General features: G+C 45.3%; 15 protein-coding genes. 9 read left to right on the top strand and 6 right to left on the bottom strand.

Annotation, left to right across the window (positions count from 1 at the left end; genetic code table 11):
- Positions 1 to 220 precede the first annotated feature (220 nt).
- Together WJM94_RS17220 and WJM94_RS17225 are read left to right on the top strand one after the other, a co-directional pair.
- Positions 221 to 1882: an electron transfer flavoprotein-ubiquinone oxidoreductase gene (locus tag WJM94_RS17220; RefSeq protein ID WP_444495426.1), complete on the top strand. Its 1662-nt coding sequence runs from the start codon at positions 221 to 223 to the stop codon at positions 1880 to 1882.
- A gap of 89 nt (positions 1883 to 1971) precedes the next feature.
- Positions 1972 to 4809, top strand: a complete 2838-nt coding sequence (locus tag WJM94_RS17225) for an AMP-binding protein (RefSeq protein WP_444495427.1) — start codon at positions 1972 to 1974, stop codon at positions 4807 to 4809.
- Positions 4810 to 4813: 4 nt separating this feature from the next.
- Here the strand turns inward: WJM94_RS17225 and WJM94_RS17230 are convergent, their stop codons facing one another.
- The 3 genes from WJM94_RS17230 to WJM94_RS17240 all read right to left on the bottom strand — a co-directional run bounded on the left by WJM94_RS17230 (position 4814) and on the right by WJM94_RS17240 (position 9002).
- Complete coding sequence (locus WJM94_RS17230; protein WP_444495428.1) at positions 4814 to 5554, bottom strand: DeoR family transcriptional regulator; 741 nt, start codon at positions 5552 to 5554, stop codon at positions 4814 to 4816.
- A 77-nt stretch (positions 5555 to 5631) separates the two neighbouring features.
- Positions 5632 to 8055 carry a formate C-acetyltransferase/glycerol dehydratase family glycyl radical enzyme gene (locus WJM94_RS17235; RefSeq protein ID WP_444495429.1) on the bottom strand — a complete coding sequence of 808 codons (2424 nt, stop codon included), beginning with the start codon at positions 8053 to 8055 and terminating at the stop codon, positions 5632 to 5634.
- 2 nt (positions 8056 to 8057) lie between these two features.
- Positions 8058 to 9002, bottom strand: coding sequence for a glycyl-radical enzyme activating protein (locus tag WJM94_RS17240; RefSeq protein WP_444495430.1), 945 nt, complete (start codon positions 9000 to 9002; stop codon positions 8058 to 8060).
- Positions 9003 to 9216: 214 nt separating this feature from the next.
- Between WJM94_RS17240 and WJM94_RS17245 the strand changes: the two genes are divergently transcribed.
- Positions 9217 to 9891, top strand: a complete 675-nt coding sequence (locus WJM94_RS17245; RefSeq protein WP_444495431.1) for a fructose-6-phosphate aldolase — start codon at positions 9217 to 9219, stop codon at positions 9889 to 9891.
- Between the two features lie 127 nt (positions 9892 to 10018).
- Here WJM94_RS17245 and WJM94_RS17250 read toward each other — a convergent pair whose 3' ends face one another.
- The gene (locus WJM94_RS17250; protein ID WP_444495432.1) at positions 10019 to 10777 is read right to left on the bottom strand and encodes a DeoR/GlpR family DNA-binding transcription regulator; all 759 of its coding nucleotides are present in this window, start codon (positions 10775 to 10777) and stop codon (positions 10019 to 10021) included.
- A 327-nt stretch (positions 10778 to 11104) separates the two neighbouring features.
- Between WJM94_RS17250 and WJM94_RS17255 the strand changes: the two genes are divergently transcribed.
- Together WJM94_RS17255 and WJM94_RS17260 are read left to right on the top strand one after the other, a co-directional pair.
- Positions 11105 to 12148 carry an oxidoreductase gene (locus WJM94_RS17255; RefSeq protein ID WP_444495433.1) on the top strand — a complete coding sequence of 348 codons (1044 nt, stop codon included), beginning with the start codon at positions 11105 to 11107 and terminating at the stop codon, positions 12146 to 12148.
- A gap of 10 nt (positions 12149 to 12158) precedes the next feature.
- A complete protein-coding gene (locus WJM94_RS17260; RefSeq protein ID WP_444495434.1) occupies positions 12159 to 12629 on the top strand; it encodes a heme-degrading domain-containing protein in 471 nt (156 codons plus the stop codon).
- A 99-nt stretch (positions 12630 to 12728) separates the two neighbouring features.
- Here WJM94_RS17260 and WJM94_RS17265 read toward each other — a convergent pair whose 3' ends face one another.
- On the bottom strand, positions 12729 to 13694 hold the full coding sequence (locus WJM94_RS17265) for a tetratricopeptide repeat protein (protein WP_444495435.1): 966 nt from the start codon (positions 13692 to 13694) through the stop codon (positions 12729 to 12731).
- 4 nt (positions 13695 to 13698) lie between these two features.
- A complete protein-coding gene (locus WJM94_RS17270) occupies positions 13699 to 14388 on the bottom strand; it encodes a phage tail protein (RefSeq protein WP_444495436.1) in 690 nt (229 codons plus the stop codon).
- Between the two features lie 416 nt (positions 14389 to 14804).
- On the opposite strand from WJM94_RS17270, the gene acsA reads away from it, so the two are divergent.
- Genes acsA through WJM94_RS17290 form a run of 4 tightly spaced genes read left to right on the top strand, consistent with a single transcriptional unit; the run spans position 14805 to position 20143 of the window.
- Positions 14805 to 16541 carry an acetate--CoA ligase gene (acsA, locus tag WJM94_RS17275; RefSeq protein WP_444495437.1) on the top strand — a complete coding sequence of 579 codons (1737 nt, stop codon included), beginning with the start codon at positions 14805 to 14807 and terminating at the stop codon, positions 16539 to 16541.
- Positions 16538 to 18544 (top strand): pyruvate dehydrogenase (acetyl-transferring) E1 component subunit alpha, encoded by a 2007-nt coding sequence (pdhA, locus tag WJM94_RS17280; protein WP_444495438.1) that lies wholly within the window; start codon positions 16538 to 16540, stop codon positions 18542 to 18544. The genes acsA and pdhA overlap by 4 nt, the downstream gene beginning before the upstream one ends.
- 13 nt (positions 18545 to 18557) lie before the next feature.
- Positions 18558 to 19901, top strand: coding sequence for a dihydrolipoamide acetyltransferase family protein (locus WJM94_RS17285; RefSeq protein WP_444495439.1), 1344 nt, complete (start codon positions 18558 to 18560; stop codon positions 19899 to 19901).
- Positions 19898 to 20143: an acyl carrier protein gene (locus tag WJM94_RS17290; protein ID WP_444495440.1), complete on the top strand. Its 246-nt coding sequence runs from the start codon at positions 19898 to 19900 to the stop codon at positions 20141 to 20143. Before WJM94_RS17285 ends, WJM94_RS17290 begins: the two co-directional genes overlap by 4 nt.
- Positions 20144 to 20184: the final 41 nt, after the last annotated feature.

The following is a 20184-nucleotide window of genomic DNA, read 5'->3' on the forward strand; positions in this document are numbered from 1 at the left end:
AGTATGGGAGCCTTTTTATTTCTAAGCCCAATAAGTCCTGATATATAGGAATATCGATTTTAAAGCCTCTATAATGACGTGACAATGTAACCTAAATTTCCTACAAACACCGTTATCCAACTTGAATATCTTTCGCCTTTGGCTCACGTTTACGTTAACTGAGCTATAGTTCTTTATATGACAGTAACATAGATGAACTTGATAGAAAGGAAACAGACACATGGAAAGAGAACGCATGGAGTTTGACGTCGTGATCGTAGGTGCCGGCCCTGCGGGTTTAAGCACCGCTTGTCGGTTAGCTCAACTCAATCAGCAACGCCAACACGACCCTCTGTCTATTTGCGTGGTTGAAAAAGGCTCCGAAGTTGGTGCTCATATTCTTTCTGGTGCCGTGTTTGAAACCCGAGCTTTGGATGAACTCTTTCCTGACTGGAAAGCGATGGGCGCACCGGTATCCGCCTGCGTTCAGAACGATGAGTTTTTCTATCTGACGACACCACTCAACCATATCCAAATACCCCATCCCCTAATACCAAAACCAATGCATAACGATGAAAACAACTACGTCATTAGCCTTGCAAACCTATGCCGCTGGATGGCTAAGCAAGCAGAAGAACTTGGCGTAGAGATTTTTCCTGGCTTTGCAGCGGCCAGTATTAATTATGATGAATCTGGAGCCGTCACTGGCATCAACACTGGTGACATGGGTCTGGATAAAAACGGGCAAGCTAAACCCAACTTTGAAGCAGGCATCGAGCTGAAAGCAAAATACACGGTATTTTCCGAAGGGTGCCGAGGTCATTTGGGAAAGGAGCTGATCCAAAGATTCGACTTAGATGCCGGAAAGCAGCCGCAGCATTACGGGTTGGGAATTAAAGAGATTTGGCAGCATGAAGATAGTACAGACGAACTGGCCGGAAATGTGATTCACACAGCAGGCTGGCCATTAAGCGAAACTAAAACGACTGGTGGCGGTTTTCTTTACCATATGGAAGACAATCAAATTGCCGTAGGGTTAATCGTTGACCTCAATTACGACAACCCATATCTGAGTCCATTTGACGAATTCCAGCGCTTTAAACATCACCCAGCCATCAAAAAACAACTCAAAGGCGCACAACGTGTCGCATACGGTGCCAGAGCCATTGCAAAAGGTGGGTTGTACTCTCTGCCTAAACAGCAATTTCCCGGCGGTCTATTGATTGGTTGCGATGCTGGCACACTAAACGTGGCGAAAATCAAAGGAAATCACGCTGCAATGAAATCCGGACTATTAGCGGCAGAAGCGATCGCCCATGCGCTGTCACATTATTCATCAGAGCCAGATTATCAATCGCTGTTCGAGGAATCCTGGCTTTATGAGGAGTTAACGGAGACGCGTAATTTTGGTGCCAATATTCATAAGTTTGGCAGCCTGTTTGGTGGTGCTCTTTCCACTTTTGAGCATAATCTTTGGCGACCACTGTTTCACAAGCCGCTCCCATGGAAAATTTTAGATAATTCGCATGATGATGAGCAACTCAAACCGATCAGTGAATGTCAGCCAATTGAATACCCTAAGCCAGATGGTGAAATTAGTTTCGATAAGCCTTCTTCGGTTTTTCTATCGGGTACACAACATGAAGAAAATCAGCCATGTCATCTAGTACTGACCTTCCCTCATATTCCAATAGCGGTAAATCTGAAGATGTTTGATGAACCTAGCCAACGCTATTGCCCTGCAGGTGTGTATGAAGTGATTGATGTCGAAGGAAAGCCAAAGTTTCAGATCAATGCGTCGAATTGCGTGCACTGTAAAACTTGCGATATTAAGGATCCATCGCAGAATATTACCTGGAAAGCACCTGAAGGAGGTGGTGGCCCGAACTATCAGAACATGTAACGTCTTAAGTGGTCTAAGCTTTAATCACGGTAAACGTTTATGACTGAATAAATCGAGTCGAAACTTTTCTTTGATCAGGAAGCTTAAGCATGTCTGACAATAATGGAAGAACAAGTAAAGATTCTGAAAGTATTACACAAACTGTTTTAGAGATTGTTCAGGATCTAGCGCTTGAACTAGATCCTGAATTCCTCTCATCAGTTTCTGTAAACATAAAGAGCGACCTCGATCGTGACCTGTGCTTTGACAGTCTTACTCGCGCAGAGCTTTTAACTCGTATCGAAAGTAAATTTGACGTTTCTCTCCCAGATAAAGCGTTATCGAGTATCTCATCGCCTCAAGATATTGTGCATGCGGTCTTACAAGCGGTTGCTTCAGATAAAGCCGCTTTGCTCGGTATATCGACGAGCGAAATCAAACTCGATTCAGTCAATAATCTCCCAACAGAAGTAAATACCCTTCAGGCTCTGCTCGACTGGCACGTGGAAAATCACCCTGCTCGGCCTCACCTTTACGTCTATCAGAACGCTGACGAAGTGGTTGAGGTCAGCTATCAGAAACTTAAGGATCAAGCACTTAACGTTTCCGCAGGACTTATTAATGCGGGTATAGAACCAGGCGATTGCGTCGCGATCATGCTACCAACTAGCACCGATTATTTTTACAGTTTCTTCGGAATACTCTACGCCAGAGCTATCCCCGTACCAATCTATCCACCAGCTAGAATTCAGCAAATTGAAGATCATTTAACTCGCCACGCCAGCATCCTAAACAACGCGCAGGCGAAGTTATTAATCACGGTTCCCGAGGCGAAACCCCTTGCTCACTTACTCAAATTACAAGTTCCCTCCATCGATTCAATTGTGACCTCTCACGATCTTGAGAATACATCAACGGCTCCTGATGTCGGTGTTGCAAAGAGTGATGACATCGCTTTTTTGCAATATACATCAGGCAGTACTGGTGTACCGAAGGGCGTGACACTAACTCATTCGAATTTATTGGCCAATATTAGAGCAATGGGAAAAGTCATCGGTGCCAAGTCCGACGATGTGTTTGTCAGTTGGTTGCCTGTCTATCACGATATGGGGTTAATCGGTGCATGGCTTGGAAGTCTTTACCATGCGATTCCTTTGGTGATCATGTCACCGCTGCTCTTTTTAACTAAACCTCAGCGTTGGCTGTGGGCTATTCATCGACATCGGGGAACGCTTTCTCCTGCTCCGAATTTTGCTTACGAACTCTGCGTTGCTCGGGTGAAAGAAAGCGATCTGGAGGGATTGGATCTAAGCAGTTGGCGACTGTCGTGGAATGGTGCTGAACCAGTAAGTCCGAAATCCATCAAGAACTTCACTGAAAAATACGCCAAGTATGGTTTTAAACCAGAAGCAATGTCCCCTGTTTACGGCTTGGCAGAATCGTCTGTTGGGCTCACCTTTCCTATAAAAGTCAGAGAACCTCGAATTGAATATTTCGAGAGAGAGACATTAAGTCAGTTTGGGCGGGCAGTACTTGCACAAGAAGAAGATAGTGATGCGATCCCCTTTATAGGACTAGGGTATCCACTGCCCGACCACCAAATTCGTATCGTTGATGAACTTGGAAAGGAACTGCCTGAAGGAGAAGAAGGCTCACTTGAATTTCAGGGACCATCTGCAACCCAAGGCTATTATCGTAATCCCGACCAAACAAAAATGCTCTATCATGATGACTGGTTGGTTACAGGTGATCGTGCCTTCACACTAGGCGGTGAACTGTTTATCACCGGACGCAGCAAAGACATCATTATAAAAGCAGGACGCAATATTTACCCCCATGAACTGGAACAAGCGGTAGGCAGCATTGATGGGATACGTAAAGGCTGTGTCGCTGCATTTGGCTGTCACGACTGTCATTCAGGCACTGAAAAGTTAGTAGTTCTTGCGGAAAGTCGCGAAACCGATAAAGGAAAAATAAAACAGTTCAAAAAGAAAATTAACAAGCTTGCACTACGCTTACTCGGCAACCCAGTAGACGATATTGTGATTGGGCCGCCTCACGCCATCCCTAAAACCTCCAGCGGTAAAATTCGTCGAAGCGCTTGTAAAGAGCTGTATGAGAAAGGTTCATTTTCAAAGCAACATAGAGCGCTATGGCTACAAACCTTGAATTTAGCTGCTGCTGGGATCATGCCACAATTACGTAAATACACGCGCACTCTAGTAGATGTAGGATACGCCGCCTATGCCTGGTTAGTCCTCGGATTACTATCTGCTATCGTCTGGACACTTGTCGCTATACTTCCTAACAAGGTGATGTGCTGGAAAGTTACCCAGTGGGGCGCGAAAGCGTTAATTAAACTGACGGGTACAAAGTGCACAGTGCAGGGAAAAGAACACCTACCGACACAGCACTCCCCCTCCATTTTTATCGCGAATCACTGCAGTTATCTCGATGGCCTGGTAATTGTGGCAGTGACAGGCTTACAGTGTCGCTTTGTAGCAAAAAGTGAACTTTTGAATAACCCGTTTACCCGAATTTTCTTAACTAAACTCGGCACAGAGTTCGTTGAACGTTTTGACGTAGAAAAAAGCGTTGTAGATGCAAAAAAGCTTGCTGTTGATGCCGACGACTGCCAGCCGCTGGTTGTTTTCCCTGAGGGGACGTTATACAGAATGGCTGGTCTGCATCCATTTCATATGGGCGCATTTATTGCTGCCGCAAATTCAGGTGTACCCATCGTCCCTATCACCCTGTGTGGCACCCGCTCAAAACTCAGAGGTAATTCTCTGTTCCCACGCCGAGGCGATATCAGTGTGACCATTAGCCAGCCGCTCTGTCCTCAGGGTAATGACTGGAATGCGGCGATTGAACTCCGTGAACAATCCAGAGCAGAGATCCTTAGCCATTGTGGGGAGCCAGATATGGCGCATAACTCGACACAGTGAGAATTCAGCCAAAATAAACGGTTATCCCATTGTTCTTTAGGAAATCAATATCCACTTTAGGAGCCGAACTGTCGGTAAGCACAATAGAAATCTGGTCAATACGCCCTATCGTTGAAGGAAAGATCTGTCCGAATTTACTGGAATCTGTCAGCACAATGTTTCGACGATTCTTAGATAAAATGGTTGCCGCAATCTCAGCACGCATCATATCGCGGCTGGTAAATCCTGTATCCGGTTGAAACCCATCAATACCAAGAAAAGCGGTACTAAAGTGAATATTTTCAATACAGAGTTTAGTCAGCGGACCCACTAAGCTTTCACCTTGATGTTGATACACACCACCGAGCAGAATGATGTTTGCTGCAGTGTTACGTATCAGGTGCGCAATATAGGCAGACGGCGTAATGATAGTCACATCGCCTCGTTCGGCTAATGTTCTTGCCAGTAGCGCATTGGCACTCCCACCTTCAATTAACACCGTTTCATTTGGTGCGACTAAGTCAGCCGCTTTATTCGCGAGCGCTTGTTTGATATCGAAACGCACTTCCAACCGGTTATCGATATCATCACTTTGCAAAGCCATCGCCGCACCGTGAACGCGCTTTAGATAGCCCTCTTTTTCGAGAAAATTGAGATCTTGTCGTATAGTCACACCGGAAACACCTATGGCTTCCGATAACTCAGTAACCTGAACTCGTTTGCGATCATTAACGAGTTGTAGGATTTCATTTTGCCTAGGATTCATAAGTCCATCTTCAAAAAAGAAAAGAGGCACAATTATAATGCCTCTTTCTTTCATTTGAAACTAAAGTGAAAGATTAATCACAACTCATGCTCTGTGCGCGCAATGATGTCATCCTGTGCATCTGGAGACAACGCCGTAAAGAACGCGGAATAACCCGCTACGCGAACCACAAGATCACGATATTGTTCCGGGTTCTTCTTAGCTGCCAGCAAGGTTTCGCGGGAAACAATATTGTATTGTACGTGCCAACCTTTGTGGTGGTTAAAGAAGGTACGAATCAACATAGAAAGCTTTAATTTATCCCCTTCAGAAGCCACCGATGCTGGGCTTAATTTCTGATTAAGCAGCACGCCACCCAAGATTTTATTGGCCTGGATTTTACCTACTGAGTTATACACTGCAGTTGGCCCTAATCGGTCTGAACCAGACGCCGGACTCGCACCTTCTGCCAGTGGTGTTTTTGCTTTACGGCCGTCAGGCGTCGCCATTGTTGAAGCACCAAATGGGACGTTAGCAGAGATACTTGATGTGCCCGCGTAGTAACCACCGCCGATAGGACCACGACCATGGCGGGTGTTGACAAACTGCGCTAGCTCATCGATGTACACTTGGTAAGCATCGGCCAGCAGTAGATCGACATAATCATCATCATTACCGTATTTCGGCGCGAAGTTAATTAAACGTTGGCGAAGTTGCTCGTTCTCAATACCTTCGAAATCTTCCGCCAATGCTTTTGCCAACTCAGGTTGGGTGATCTGTGCATCTTCAAAAACCAAATGTTTAATTGCCGCTAAGCTATTACCTAAATTGGCGATACCAACTTGAAGACCCGATACCCAATCGTATTTCGCACCGCCCTCTTTGACCGTTTTACCACGAGCCAAACAATCGTCCACGAGTGCTGAACAGAAAACATCTTGCGCTTGTTGTTCTAATACACTATCCACAACGGTATCAATCTCAATCGATTTACGCGTGTAGTAACGGATCTGTTCTGCCCAGGAAGATGTGATTTCTTCGAAGCGACTAAAGTTACCTTTCGCTAAAGACTTAGCATGCGGAAGGAAGGCTTTACCTGTCGTTGCATCCACACCTTCGTTTAGTGCAGCAAGCAAGATACGCGCAAAGTTAATGAAACTCATACCTGTACAACGGTAGCCCCATTTGCCTGGTACTGCGGTTTCAATACAGCCAATAGAAGCGTAGTTGTAAGCGTCTTCTTTCTCTACACCTAACTTGATGAACTCAGGAATCACAATTTCATCGTTGTTGAATGCTGGCATACCAAAACCGCATTTAATCACTTCGATACAGCCCATCAAGAATTCTTGGTTCAAACCTTCGTGATAACGCACACTTAAATTAGGTTGTGTAGAACGAAGCTGACCGCAAGACTCAAGAATCGCCCACGACAGTGGATTCACAGCATCTTCTGGTTCGCCATTTTTATTTAGCTTTTGGCCTCCTATACAGACGTTTTGGTACAGAGGAGAACCTGCCGATGCTTTTGAGTGTGCGCCAGAGCGGATTTTGTTTACTTCCAGCAACTTCAACCAACAACTTTGTAGCAGTTCTAGCGCGAACTCTTTGTTCATCACTCCATTTTCGATGTCACGCACGTAGTACTCATTGAGGAATTGGTCCATTCGACCAAATGACACCGAGTGGCCGTTGGACTCAATTTGCAGCATCAACTGAACAAAGTAGCTCAACTGCAACGCTTGCCAAAAGTTAGTCGGTGCGTGGAAAGCAACATGACGACAGTTATCAGCAATCGCCTCAAGTTCAGCTTTACGCTCTGGACGCGTTTCTTCTTGTGCCATTTCAAGAGCAAGATCCGCGTAACTTACTATATGGTCCTGAATCGCGATTAAGACGATTTCCACCGATTTATAGAACTGCTCTTTCTTCAGGCCCTCAAAGGTAGACACATCATTGTTGGCTCTATGCTGGCGAACTTCGTCCAGCAAGCCATTCATGCCGATCTTAAGAATTTTTTCGTTATCGACTGCTAAGTGTGCATCGCCTGACGTCATATTGCCTTCGGCTTTAATGATGGTACTGGCTAAGATCTCCTGCTGCTCATCAGTAAACAGGCCATAACAGCGATCTTGTACCGTTTTGCCTCGCCAATATGGTGTGATTGTATGAATACTCACTTTATCTTCTTCGGTTACTGCGAAGCCCGCTCCGGGACGATCTGCCAGTTCATCAATCTCGGCTTCAATCCAACGTACTGTGTATTCCGGGAAAATAGGTGCAGCACGTACCTTGCTCGCCTGGTTACCAATAATCAGCTCATCGTGCTTAATCCAAATAGTACGAGTACGCAAATGCTCTTGTAGTGCTAACGCTCGCTGAACAATCACAGGCTTGTCTTCGTTTGCCTGATATGCACGAGTGTACGCCTCTGCACGCTCTGTACAGATAGGTGGTGTAACAACATTCACCAATGCAGATTTATGCGCTTTTATGCGTTCTGGTAGGGTGTTCAGGTTCATGGTTAACCTCTTACAATCACATTAAGTTTGGTATGTTTGCTGGCGTATTGCGTTGCGCTTTCTAGTAGCTCTAGATTATTTAGGGGCTGGTCAGAACACTCGTAAGGCATATCGAGCAAACGGTATTTGTTGATGCCGAGGGTGTGGTACGGCAATAAGTGAAGCTCTTGGCAGCTTTCTAATGAAGCGGCAAAATCAATAATATCTTTCAACTCTTCGATAGTGTCATTGAAACCCGGAACCACAGGCACACGAATCACAATACGCTGTGCTATCGGAGCTAATTTTCGGAAGTTGTCTTTGATGCGTTTTAGTGAACCTTTAGCCCAACTTAGAAACTTCTCTTCGTTGGTGTGTTTGAGATCAGCAAGCCAGCAATCAATATGTGGTGCTACTTTTTTTACATTTTTCCACGGCACATGCATGCACGATTCCACCGCCGTAGAAACTTTGTTTTGCTGTAATCTCTCTGCAAGTTCAGCGACTAAATCTGCTTGCATCAAAGGCTCACCACCAGAAAAAGTTACGCCACCTTTGCTCTGTTCATAAAAAGGCTTATCCTTCATCAACTCCTCAAACAGTTGATCTGATTTCGCTTCTTCCCCGCATACTGTCAGAGCTTGAGTCGGACAAACATTCTGCATCGCAATCAACTGATCCTCATTAATGGCTTTTCGGTTGATAGTGATTTGGTTGTCTACACGTTTGATTCCGTCGCATACCCTTTCTTTATCGAGAATGCCTTGAGAAACCATCTCATCGTATGCAGAGACACAAAGTTGGCAGTCTTCCAGACAGATGCGTTCATCAAATAACAGTGAGCGTTTTTCACTGCGGCTTTCCGGATTCTGGCACCAAGGGCAAGACAGACTGCATCCTTTTAGAAACAGAATGGTACGTATACCATCTCCATCGTGAGTCGAGAATCTCTGAATATTGAAATACATCTCTGTTTGCCTCTTCGCTTACTTATTCCTCTACAACGTAACTCTTCGTTTCAGTAGCTACATTTTAGCGTGGTGTTTTACACTTCACTTTCGTTAAATGAAATTATTAAACTTTCAAATGAAATTTGATTTGATCAAAATCAATATCTGTTTCGATTGTCAGATCTATAGTGTCACCATCGTCAAAACAAAGATTTTGTTTAAGGTAAAAACCATGATTGAACTCTACTTAGATACTGCCGACGTAGCAGAAGTAAAACGCTTCAACCAATGCCTACCACTAAAAGGCATTACCACAAACCCAAGCATTTTGGCGAAGTCAAAACAAGGGTTGAATGAAACCCTAAAAGGCATGCAAGATGCACTCGGTGGCACCCCTCGCTTTCACGCTCAAGTCGTCAGTAAGACTGTCGAAGGAATTGTTGAGGAAGCTCGCCAAATCAATGAACTTCCTTACGATATGGTGGTGAAAGTGCCAGCAACTGAAATCGGGCTATCTGCAATTAAGATAATGAAAATTGAAGGAATTCAGGTACTAGCCACCGCAATTTACTCTGCACAGCAAGGTTTCCTCGCTGCACTATGTGGCGCAGATTATTTAGCGCCATATGTAAACCGAATTGACGCAATGAACGGTAATGGAGTGGAAGTGGTTGCTGACCTACAATTGCTGCTGGATCAAAACCGACTTCCAGCAAAGATATTGGCAGCTAGTTTTAAAAATACACAGCAAGCAATGGAAGTGATGAAACTAGGTATTGAAGCGATTACATTACCAGTAGATGTTGCAGCGCAAATGTTCGCTCACCCAGCGGTTCAGCCTGCTGTGGATCAGTTCGAAAAAGACTGGAAAGAGGCATTTGGCAGCAAGCTTTCATTTGAAAGTTAATGAAAAGATTACGTTTGATGCGCCCTTGTGACAATGTCACACTTTAGGGCACATTAATCGCCTTACTCTGCTCTTTGGGACGATTGTTCTCACTGGATGGTTTACCGGATTTACAACCCGAAGCTAATTACTTTTCTATATTCACCACAATAAGTTCGACACCATGATCTTCCATCTGCTTTGCGATATTTTCCGGCGGTCGACGGTTGGTGACAATAAAATCGATGTCAGACCACGAACAGGATTGAAACATCAGCTGAGTATTAAACTTGCCGTCTTCCGCAATGCAGATAACCTGAGTAGATTGATTCGCCATTGCCAACTTTAGGTTGGCATCGTTTTCTAAATCCGTCGTGATACCCGACTCAGATAAAGCACTCACACCAATGAAAGCTTTGTTCGCCTGATACTTTCTTATCTGCTGTGTGGTCATATCACCGAGTATGGCGTGAGAGAAATCATCGAATGTTCCGCCCAACACACATTTTTTGATATTAGCTTTATCTCGAAGTTCAGTTAGACCTTCAAGAGAGTTTGTTATTACGCTAGATGACACATCGAGGTAGTGAGCGAGCGCGGCGCATGTAGTTCCAGCATCAAGAAACACAATGTCATGTTCTTTCACGAGCGAAGCCCCAAAGGCAGCAAGCTTTTGTTTAATCGGGTTCGATTTGGCTCTCTGATTATAAGAAAGCGTCACTTTTTTATCGTCTAGGATAGCGCCACCACGTATCCGCAATATGCCTGGATGGTTAGCCAACTTAACCAAGTCTCGCCGTGCAGAGTCATAAGAAATGTCGTACTGGAGGCAAATCTCTTCTATCGTTATTTTTCCATGGCTTTTTACATGAGCTTCTATCTCAATCAAGCGTTCTTCTTGAGTCATTAAACACCACACTCTGCTTAGTTTTATCTCAGTGTAACGTATTCCCCTTAAGTTAAACACTTGAATACGCGTAAATTCACTTATAATTATACGTGTTTATATTCGATTTGTACGTAAAGAACGCCTTTTATCACTTGAATATACGTAAGTAAATGTGCAATATTAGATTTTTAATTACGCGTTGATACGTAAAAGTAAGCATTAATGCACGGTGTATAAGTGATTTTGAAACGAAACACTGATGCCTAATCGCTATTCGTTCGATCGAGACGATTCCGAATCAAAGGCATGAATCCTTTTGTGCCCACTAACTAAGAGTTAGACGTTATGACTTTTTCACCAATAAAAACCGCTGTTATCGGTTATGGGTTTTCCGCTAAAACTTTCCATATCCCTTTCGTCAGTGCACTAGATGAATTTGAGCTGGTTGCCATTAGCACCAGCAATGGCGAGGCTGTCGCAAAAGATTGGCCAAGTGCGCAGCATTATGCAACAGCGAGTAATATGCTTATCGAATCTGACGCTGAACTGGTCATCATCACAGCGCCTAATGATGTGCACTTTGAATTGGCTAAGCAAGCGATTGAAAATGGTAAGCACGTCATCATCGAAAAGCCGTTCGTCACCAATGTTGCGGACGGTGAAACGCTTATCGCACTGGCGAAAGAAAAAAACCGCGTATTAAGTGTTTATCATAATCGTCGTTGGGATGGCGATTTCTTAACAGCGAAGAAGCTAATTGAAGAGAAACGTATCGGTGAGCTGAAGCATTTTGAATCTCACTTTGACCGTTTCCGCCCTGAAGTACGTCAGCGCTGGCGTGAACAAGCGACAGATGGTGGTGGCATTTTATTTGATTTGGGCTCTCACTTAATCGATCAAGCACTCGAACTATTTGGTCAACCCGACGCTATCAGCGCAGAATGTAAGATGATGCGTGAAGGTTCAACCAATGTTGACTATTTTGACGTTGTAATGCATTACCCGAATCACTTAGCGATTGTACATGGTGATCTATTTAGTGCAGGTCCTAATAAACGTTTTACTCTCAAGGGTACAAAGGGCACCTACGAAAAATACGGGTTGGATCCTCAGGAACCACGTTTAATTGAAGGTGTTCTGCCGACCGAACCGAGCTGGGCAGATGAAACGTCGGATAGTTATGGACGCTTTTATAGCGAGGATTCTAGCGAAACCGTTGCCACAGAGAGAGGTGGTTACCAACATTATTTCATTAAAATGGCTGAAGCGATTCGCAATAACACCGCCCCACCAGTTAATGCTGAGGATGCCCTGTGGAACATCAAACTTATCGAATTGGCGATGGAAAGCAGTCGCTTAGGTCAAAAATTGCCAGTAAAGAATGTGTGAGAGCAAGTAAATGAGCAAAGACATTTTATCAGAGCTATTAGAACAAGAAGCGGAATTACAGTTCAATCAATTTAATCATGGAACAGCGTGGGAACTCGGCTGCTCACTAAAATCGGCAGCAGAGGAACGGTCTGCAGCGGTAACGATTGAGGTTTATGCGTTTGAGCAAGTTCTGTTTAGTTACGCTATGGCAGGCACCAGTAAAGACAATCAAGACTGGGCCAGACGTAAGCGTCAATCCGTTCTGCGCTTTGGTCACAGCTCTCATTATCTTGGTCATTACAATGCTTCTAAGCAACGTGACTTTGAAAGTCAGCCTCATATCGATGCCAATGAATACTGCGCTCATGGTGGCGCATTTCCTATTCGCATCAAAGGAAGCGGACTTGTTGGTGTGATCACTGTGTCTGGATTGCCGTCAGAAGAAGACCACAATATGGTGGTCTCAGCGCTCAGAAAACACATCGGAGATTTGTCGTAGATTGCGCTTTGTAAGGTTAAGAAACTTAATAAGCAGATTTATGGTCTTCATTCTAGTGAGTCGGCGAATATTTTTGCCGACTCTCTGTCACTTTCTACACTAATCCCGACCACTTTCATTAAACTCTTTAACTTGAAAATCTAATTCCTCCTTCCATTTTATCGGTAACTCCCTTTCAATTTCACCTAGGAAACGGGCTGTATCGGCCGTTGGATTCACTTGATGTGCCGCTTTTGCCCACACATAGCTTTTAGCCAACAGTTCAGAGCTATCAGTAGAGCTATTTTGCAACTTCTTCCAATACATCTTCGCCGTTGGTCCATATGCTTTTTCAATATGACGAGATGAGGCGAGTTCCATTAAATATAGCGCTTTATTATTGGCGTATTCATCTCCATTTTTCTCACCGACAACTCTAAGGTAAAGGCTTGCAAGCTTATAAGCAGCCTCCCCAGAGCCATTGTTTATGGCCTGCGTATACCAAAACTCCACTTGCTCTAAATCGAATACTTCTGAGTTTGATATATAGATGTCTCCAAGTGTGACCTGAGCTTTGACTGCACTTCTCTCGGCGGCTTGCTGACACCACTGTATTGCAAGCGACAAATTTCGTTCTTGCCAGTTAGTGCCTAGGTATAAACGACCAATATCACAGGCAGCCTCATAGACCCCACCCTCGTACGCTAACTTGAACCAATCGCTCGGATGCTCATTTGAATCAGGTGACTTGATTTGCATGATGCAATAGCCGTACTCCTGCTGGGCGACTGGTATCCCTTTTTCAGCGGCATACAAAAATAAGTCACATGCTTTACCGATGTCTTGCTCTACCTTTCCCCAACCGTGTTTATAGAATAACGCTGACGCAAAGTTAGCCTCAGGAGAGCTTTGTTTAGCTAATCGAGTAAATATCTCAAACGACTGAGAATAGTCCCCACTCGCAAGAGCTTCATACCCCTTCGCCAGCGAATTGTTTTCATTTTCTGCAAAATTTTCAGATGGGTAACCCAGACTACAGATGATCAAAACAAGTCGTAACTGGCCCCAATTAAAAGTGTTATACATTCAGTTAATTTCTCGATGGATAAATACCCTGAAGCGCAATCACCCAGCTTATTGCAATATATGGCATACGATTTTCATGAGACTGACTACCACCAGCACTAGATACTGTTGTCGAAGCATTAAGGTTGTTTGCCGCCACTAAACTAAAAGAAACCGAATCAGGGCTCATCATAATATTCGGCGCTTCAGTAGAGTATTTCGACTCGGCAAGCGAGCTGCCAGCTGGACTTCTTGTATTTGACTTATCATTAAATGCGTGAAGATTAATCACTCCGTCAATATCTATGTCACCAGATATTATCGTAGATGCCAAATGAGAGTGAGATGGCAACTGTAACTCCGAAAGGGTCACCGTCTCAGAACCACCACGCGCGCCTATCTGATAATTACTCAGACCGGGTCCATTTCCCCATCCTATGACGGCACGTCCGCGAGTGTCAGGCAAACCAAACGTTGTGCGGCCATCTCCGCCATACGTCGTTCCCAAAATAGAGAATAACGCAGTATATTGTGATATCGACAAAAGCTGACCATGGGCCAAACTATAGCCGCGAGGAGCAAAGTTTCCTGCGAATACACACATGCTTCCAAGAAGCTGTTCGCCGTCGCCGCTGCAAGCCAAAGCGTTTGAACTAAACATAAACGATGGTAATAAACTCGCAGTAACTAATAATTGTCTTGTGAACTTTTTCATAATCCGGTTCCTTTATTAAAAGGTTTAGGAAGCAATATTTAGGGATCCACTATCAGTACAATAAAAATAACTATTAAATCAGTAATATAATTTCCAAATAATTATTGATTTTAATTGATTCCTCAAAGCGTCATTAGTTAAATTTTATTGACATAAAAGTTAATTAATTGTGGCATTGTTACAGTATAGGCGGGATTTAAAACGTGATTGGTTGTTTTACATCATTAATTTATTGAGACCAATAATTAGTGATACAACGGATTTGGCTTTACATGTTATGCAGAAGAAAATCGGAAGCTTTAAAATATTAGTATATTCTTAAATACTCGGTGGAAAAGCCGCGCCGATAAACCATACTTTTAGCAGGTCTATTTCCTATTCTGGAAATCGTTCACTTTAGTGCGGGATGCCAAATTATGGTTAAAACAATTTTTCACCAAACGCTGGCGGACAATGCCAACCTGCAATTAGAACCACACAAAGCAACACTCTCCCCTCCTTCCATTAAAGGATTGAGCTCTGGCGGCTTGAATATTGGGTACGAGGCATTAGACCGACACCTTAACCAACCCAGTCAAGACAAACTGGCTCTGCGTTGGATCAGCAAAGAGAATGACGTCGTTGATTTCAGCTATCGAGAACTCAGCGAGCAAACCAACCGTTTTGCAGACCTCTTATCAAAACTTGATTTACCACGAGGTAGCCGCGTTTACAGCCTTGCAGGGCGCAGACCGGAACTTTACGTAGCCGCAATGGGAACACTCAAAGCGGGCTGTGTCTTTACCCCACTATTTTCTGCCTTCGGTCCGGAGCCTATTCGCTCCCGAATGGAAATCGGTTCGGCAAATGTGGTCGTCACCACTCAGAGTCTATATCGTAAAAAACTCAAAAGTTGGTGGCGGGAATTACCGCATATTAAAGCTATATTACTCATCGATGGCAGCCCGGATGACGAGCCTGGATGCTATGACTATCACAAGCTAATGGCTGATACTAACCCAGCCCATTCCTGTGAGCCGACACAACCTGAAGACATGGCGCTACTGCACTTTACCAGCGGCACAACGGGTAAACCTAAAGGCGTTATCCATGTTCATCAGGCCGTACAACATCATATCCACTCTGCCTTTTACGCGTTGGATCTTAAGCCTGATGACATCTATTGGTGCACTGCCGATCCGGGCTGGGTAACAGGGACAACCTACGGCATCATCGCCCCGCTTTGTCTTGGGGTCACCATGATTATTGATGAAGCCGAATTTGATGCCGAGCGTTGGTATCAGATCTTGCAGGATCAGCAGGTCACCGTTTGGTATACCGCGCCTACCGCGATACGTATGCTAATGAAAATCGGTGATACCCTGCCTAAGCAATTCGATTTGTCACATTTACGCTTTATGGCCAGTGTTGGCGAACCACTTAATCCTGAGGCGGTTGAATGGGGTGAAAAAGTCTTTGGCATGCCATTTCATGACAACTGGTGGCAAACCGAAACTGGCGGCATCGTGATTGCGAATGTTCCTTCAATGCCCGTCAAACCAGGTTCGATGGGTAAACCCCTTCCCGGTATTGAAGCTGGCATTGTCAATCAAAACGATGATGGCACTTTACGTGAGGAGACCGAACCCATGCAAGTCGGAGAGCTTGCACTCAAATCCGGTTGGCCTTCCATGTTTCGCGGTTACCTGAATCAAGAAGAAAAATACCAGTCCTGCTTTAAAGGTGAATGGTATCTCAGTGGCGATTTGGCGATGAAAGATGAAGAGGGCTATTTCTGGTTCGTCGGTCGTAAGGATGACCTTATTAAATCGTCCGGCCACTTGATTGGCCCATTTGAGGTTGAAAGTGCGTTAATGGAACACCCTGCGGTGGCAGAAGCTGGTGTTATTGGCGTACCTGACCCCGTTGCAGGACAAATCGTTAAGGCCTTTGTTGCACTTAAGCCGGATGTCAAAGCAGATGAAGAACTTCTGCAATCTTTGCTTGGTTTAGCTCGCAAGCGTCTCGGTGCTGCGGTAGCGCCGAAAGAAATCGTTTTTCGTAGCAACCTGCCAAAAACACGCAGTGGTAAGATAATGCGCCGCTTGCTTAAAGCACGTGAACTAGGCTTACCTGAAGGGGACATTTCGACATTGGAGAGTGATGAACAATGAACAAAAGACTCCATATCAATCGCGAACATTTGCTCAGGCAGTTAGAACAGATGCTGCGTATTCGTCGTTTTGAGGAAAAATGCGCTGAGCTTTATGCGTTAGAAAAAATTCGTGGCTTCCTGCATCTCTATATTGGTGAAGAAGCCATAGCCGTTGGCGTAATGTCTGCACTCAATAAAGATGACCAAGTTGTGGCGACCTATCGCGAACACGGTCACGCACTTGCCCGCGGCATGAGCATGGGAAGCGTATTGGCGGAAATGTACGGACGTACTAATGGCTGCAGTCATGGCCGTGGTGGTTCGATGCATCTGTTTGACAAGAACCTGAACTTCTACGGCGGCAATGCCATTGTTGGCGGAGGCCTGCCACTTGCTACTGGCCTTGCGCTTGCGAATAAGAAAATGCAGCGCGATGCCATTGCGGTATGCTTTTTTGGCGAAGGCGCTGTTGCCGAAGGTGAATTTCACGAAAGCCTTAATCTCGCGGCACTGTGGGAGCTTCCGGTCCTGTTCATCTGTGAAAACAATCGTTACGCGATGGGAACGGCGCTCGCGCTATCCGAATCCAACACCAATATTTCACAAAAAGCGCGAAGTTACGGTATTGAATCCACTCAAGTCGATGGCATGAATGTGGTTGATGTGGAAGCCGCAGCCCTTGAAGCCGTTGATTTTGTCCGCGAACAGAAAAAGCCTTATTTTATAGAGTGTCAGACCTACCGCTTCCGTGGTCACTCAAGTTTCGATACTCAACTATACCGAGATAAAAGTGAGGTCGCACTTTGGGAAGAGAAAGGCCCCGTTAAACAGCTTATCCATTGGCTGCAAAAAAACAGCCATTTTCAGGATCAAGAACTCTCGGACATCGAAGCTAAAATTGCCGATGAAATAAGCGAAGCGATTACTTTTTCAGAAAATGGCGAATTGGAGCCAGTCGAACAACTCACCCGCTTTGTACATAGCCCCGGAAACCAGTCACAACCGGAACATTATCCCTGTAGTCAAGCCCCCGACAAAGTGACTTATCGAGAAGCACTCCGGGCAGGGATCATCGACGTACTGAATAATGATCCAAGGTCTTTTCTTATGGGAGAAGATGTCGGACGTTACGGCGGTTGCTATGCAGTTAGTAAAGGGTTGCTTGAACAATTTGGCCCGGATAGAATCATTGATACACCGCTTTGCGAGTCAGGTTTTGTCGGCGTAGGTGTGGGAGCTGCACTTGGTGGTATGCGCCCTATTATTGAAGTCATGACCGTGAACTTTAGCTTACTCGCGATGGATCAAATCATTAATACCGCCGCGACTCTTCTCCATATGTCTGGGGGGCAGTTCAATGTTCCAATCGTTATTCGTATGGCTTGCGGCGCAGGTAAACAACTCGCAGCACAACACTCACACAGCTGGGAGAACTTCTACGCTCACGTCCCTGGACTAAAAGTATTGAGCCCAGCAACCCACAATGATGCCTGCTATATGCTCAGTCAGGCGATCAAAGATCCCGACCCGGTCATCATTTTTGAACATGTCATGCTGCTCAATGAAGAAGGCCAAATCACCGAAGTACCTGATGCGCAAATGGACAAAGCATTGGTTCGTCGTGACGGTAAAGACATTACCCTGATCACCTATGGAGGCAGCCTTGGAAAAACTTTACAAGCCGCGTATCAGCTGGAAACAGAGGGCATTGACGCCGAAGTAATTGACCTGCGATCACTCAGACCGCTGGATGCCAACACCATCATTACCAGTGTTTCGAAGACTCACCGTGCCGTTATCATTGATGAGGGTTGGTACACCGGAAGTCTGGCTGGAGAGGTCAGTTCGATCATCATGGAAAACGCGTTTTGGCAACTGGATGCTCCTGTCGGCAGAGTTTGTACGCAAGAAGTGCCGATACCTTATCCCCACCATTTAGAGCAAGCCGCCATTCCTCAAGTGGACAAAATTGTCCGAGCCGCAAAAGCGGCACTAATGGCGCCTGATTGGCAGGAAAAATAAGGAGAATCAGCTCATGGGAAATAATAAGCACGATGACTCCTTAATTGATATCGCCATGCCTGCGCTAGGTGCCGACATGCGGGATGGTACGCTGATGGAATGGCTAGTAAAGCCAGGAGATCGAGTAGAGAAAGGCGACATCATTGCGGTGATTGAAACCAGCAAAGGTGCGATAGACATGGAGTCTTATCATTCGGGTACCATTACAGAGCTTCTGATAGAGCCGGACATCAAACTGCCTGTCGGCAGCGTTATAGCTCGAATGGAAAGCAACACACCCGTTTCCCGTGTTGCAGACATTAAGTCTTCCGCAATATCACAAGACTCATCTGAACCTTTAACTGGTGCAACCGATGAAGAGTTACCTCCCTACTTACCTCCAAACATAGCTCCTAAAAGAGATAGAGCAGCTAACTTTGAACCCGGTTCGAGACGTGAACCCCCCCCAAAACGTGACATTGTAACCAATTCAGAACTATTAAAGCACATCGACGTAACCGCCAATGCTGCTGACAATCAGCAACGTCAGTACGCATCACCCGTCGCGCGAAAAACCGCACATCTATCTGGAATTGAACTTTCAACACTGGCTGGCAGTGGTCCATACGGCGCCATTCTCTTGCGTGATTTGCCTAAAGACGCCTATTCTCCTACTCCACCACCTGTGGTTAAAAGCGCATCTGAAATACAACAGATGTCACCAATGCGGCAAGCCATCAGTGATGCTATGAGTCGCTCGAAAAAAGAGATTCCGCACTATTATCTCTCATTAGACATAGACCTGACTAAGGTACAAATATGGCTGGCCGCACAAAATCAACAGCGCGAGCCAGAAAATCGGTTGCTACTTCCTGCAGTTATTCTTAACGCCATTGCTCGTCAGCTCGTCAAATTCCCCGATCTCAACGGCTTTTATCAAGATGGACACTTCACCCCTTCTACAGAAGTGAACATCGGCAATACAATCAGTCTGCGTGAAGGCGGTTTGGTTATTCCGGGCATTCTTAACGCTGACCAGCTAACCGTCGATCAAACGATGGATGCATTACGTGATTTAGCGCAGCGCAGCCGACGCGGACGACTTCGCAGCTCCGAGATTAGCCAGACCACCATAACGGTAACCAGTATCGGGGAACGGGGAGCCGACAGTATTACCGGTGTCATTTACCCGCCTCAGGTAGCGATCATAGGACTCGGCCGCCAGCGTCAAGCCCCGGTAGTAAAAGACAACCAAATAGAAATCGGCGAGATCATGACAGTCACACTAGCCGCAGATCATCGCGTAAGTGACGGCGTCACTGGATCGCGTTTTCTGCAAGCTCTGGCGAAGCAACTTCAACATCCGGAGGCTTTATGAACAATATCAATATACCAACCACGATTGCCGAAGCGATAAAACATATCGCGCCTGAGATTGAAATGGACGAAATCGATCTGGATGAAGATTTGCGCGAAGAGTGCGATCTCGATTCGATGGACTTTCTTAACCTACTTTCGTCTCTGAAAAAGACCACCGGCGTCAGTATCCCGGAAGGAGACTACACCAAGGTCCGCAGTTATAACCAACTGAAAAACTATCTGCAGGAACGATGTCAATAAGCGCTGCAATTTCGCGTCTATGACGGCAGACAGAACCTTAC

Origin of the sequence: Vibrio sp. YIC-376 (assembly GCF_052353105.1) — a bacterium.
In the GTDB taxonomy this organism is placed as follows: Bacteria; Pseudomonadota; Gammaproteobacteria; order Enterobacterales; family Vibrionaceae; genus Vibrio.

Excerpts from the sequence above, each read along its gene's own strand:
- WJM94_RS17220 (WP_444495426.1), top strand. The coding sequence starts at position 221 with ATGGAAAGAGAACGCATGGAGTTTGACGTCGTGATCGTAGGTGCCGGC.
- WJM94_RS17225 (WP_444495427.1), top strand. The coding sequence starts at position 1,972 with ATGTCTGACAATAATGGAAGAACAAGTAAAGATTCTGAAAGTATTACA.
- WJM94_RS17230 (WP_444495428.1), bottom strand. The coding sequence starts at position 5,554 with ATGAATCCTAGGCAAAATGAAATCCTACAACTCGTTAATGATCGCAAA.
- WJM94_RS17235 (WP_444495429.1), bottom strand. The coding sequence starts at position 8,055 with ATGAACCTGAACACCCTACCAGAACGCATAAAAGCGCATAAATCTGCA.
- WJM94_RS17240 (WP_444495430.1), bottom strand. The coding sequence starts at position 9,002 with ATGTATTTCAATATTCAGAGATTCTCGACTCACGATGGAGATGGTATA.
- WJM94_RS17245 (WP_444495431.1), top strand. The coding sequence starts at position 9,217 with ATGATTGAACTCTACTTAGATACTGCCGACGTAGCAGAAGTAAAACGC.
- WJM94_RS17250 (WP_444495432.1), bottom strand. The coding sequence starts at position 10,777 with ATGACTCAAGAAGAACGCTTGATTGAGATAGAAGCTCATGTAAAAAGC.
- WJM94_RS17255 (WP_444495433.1), top strand. The coding sequence starts at position 11,105 with ATGACTTTTTCACCAATAAAAACCGCTGTTATCGGTTATGGGTTTTCC.
- WJM94_RS17260 (WP_444495434.1), top strand. The coding sequence starts at position 12,159 with ATGAGCAAAGACATTTTATCAGAGCTATTAGAACAAGAAGCGGAATTA.
- WJM94_RS17265 (WP_444495435.1), bottom strand. The coding sequence starts at position 13,694 with ATGTATAACACTTTTAATTGGGGCCAGTTACGACTTGTTTTGATCATC.
- WJM94_RS17270 (WP_444495436.1), bottom strand. The coding sequence starts at position 14,388 with ATGAAAAAGTTCACAAGACAATTATTAGTTACTGCGAGTTTATTACCA.
- acsA (WP_444495437.1), top strand. The coding sequence starts at position 14,805 with ATGGTTAAAACAATTTTTCACCAAACGCTGGCGGACAATGCCAACCTG.
- pdhA (WP_444495438.1), top strand. The coding sequence starts at position 16,538 with ATGAACAAAAGACTCCATATCAATCGCGAACATTTGCTCAGGCAGTTA.
- WJM94_RS17285 (WP_444495439.1), top strand. The coding sequence starts at position 18,558 with ATGGGAAATAATAAGCACGATGACTCCTTAATTGATATCGCCATGCCT.
- WJM94_RS17290 (WP_444495440.1), top strand. The coding sequence starts at position 19,898 with ATGAACAATATCAATATACCAACCACGATTGCCGAAGCGATAAAACAT.